The organism is Streptomyces sp. OfavH-34-F (genome assembly GCF_022347745.1).
Lineage (GTDB): Bacteria > Actinomycetota > Actinomycetes > Streptomycetales > Streptomycetaceae > Streptomyces.
The window spans coordinates 1-1121 of sequence record NZ_JAKRGC010000633.1 but is presented as its reverse complement, the minus strand read 5'-3'; the positions used below and the strand labels follow the sequence as shown (position 1 = coordinate 1121).

Sequence of the window (1121 nt, the reverse complement as noted above, 5' to 3'; positions counted from 1 at the left end):
CCAGGACACCGGCGCGCCCCAGCCGGACCTCCTGCCCGCGCGCCCGCTCCACCACCGACTCCGCCTCGTCCGGCGCACCGCTGCGGGCCAGCGCCTCCGCGAGGTCGGCGTGCCAGCGGCGGGTCGCCGGATCGCCCTGGCCCTGCGCGGTCTCCATCTCGGCCGTCCGGCGCAGCAGCCGCGCCGCACTCGCGTACTGCCCGCCGAACAGCCTGATCCGGCCCTCCGCGTGCAACGCCCTCGGCAGGAACAGCCGGTCGTCGTCGTCCTCGCTGTGCCGCCGGGCCGCCTCCGCCGCCGCCAGGGCCTGGCTCATGCTGCCGCCCGCGGTCTCGGCCAGCGCGACGGCGTACCACGCGGGCCCCTGGCTCAACCCCGCCCGCTCGGCGATCCGCAGACTCTGCCGGGCCGTCGACAGGGCCTGGCGGCAGCGGCCCCGCTGGATCTCCAGCTGCGCGAGCCCGACCAGGCACTGGCTCAGGCAGTCCGCCGAACCCCGCCGGCGCAGTGTGTACACGAGGGTCCGCAGCTCCGCCCTGGCCTCGTCCAGCTGGTCGTTCACCAGATGGAACCGGTGCTTGAGGTAGATCGGCCCGTTGTGGTGGCTCATCGCGTACGCGTCGTGCGGGGCGGCCAGCGCGGTGGTGAGCGTGGACTCCGCCTCCGGCCGCCCGAGGAACAGCTCCAGGGACGCCTGCTGGGTCAGCGCCAGCACCTCGGTGCGCCGGTCGCCCGCCCGCGCGGCCAGTCCGGCGGCCCGTTCGGCGTGCTCGCGGGCCCGGGCCGCCGAGCCGCCCACCATCCAGGCGTGCCAGCTCATCCGGTAGTGCAGCGGCGCCAGCAGCCCGGGGTCGTCGCCCGCGTCCCGCACCGCCTCCGGGAACACGTCCGCGATCTCCGACATCGCCTGGCCCGACGCGTCCACGACCACCGTCCAGGCCCGCACCCGGTCGGCCGGCCGGTCCGCCTCGCCCAGCACCTCGTACGCCAGCTCCCGCGCGAAGTCCAGGTCGCCCGCGTCCAGCCCGTCCTCGGCGGCGTCCAGCCGGCGGGCGGTCCCGGTGTGCCCGCCGTCCGCCGGGGTGTAGCGGGCCGCGAGCCGCCCCAGCCGGGCCGCCGTG

The 1121-nt window shown here is 77.4% G+C and carries 1 pseudogene; it reads right to left on the bottom strand.

Going from position 1 to position 1121, the window contains the following annotated elements:
* Positions 1-1121: pseudogene (locus MHW47_RS35590) on the bottom strand (helix-turn-helix transcriptional regulator); the annotation flags it as partial.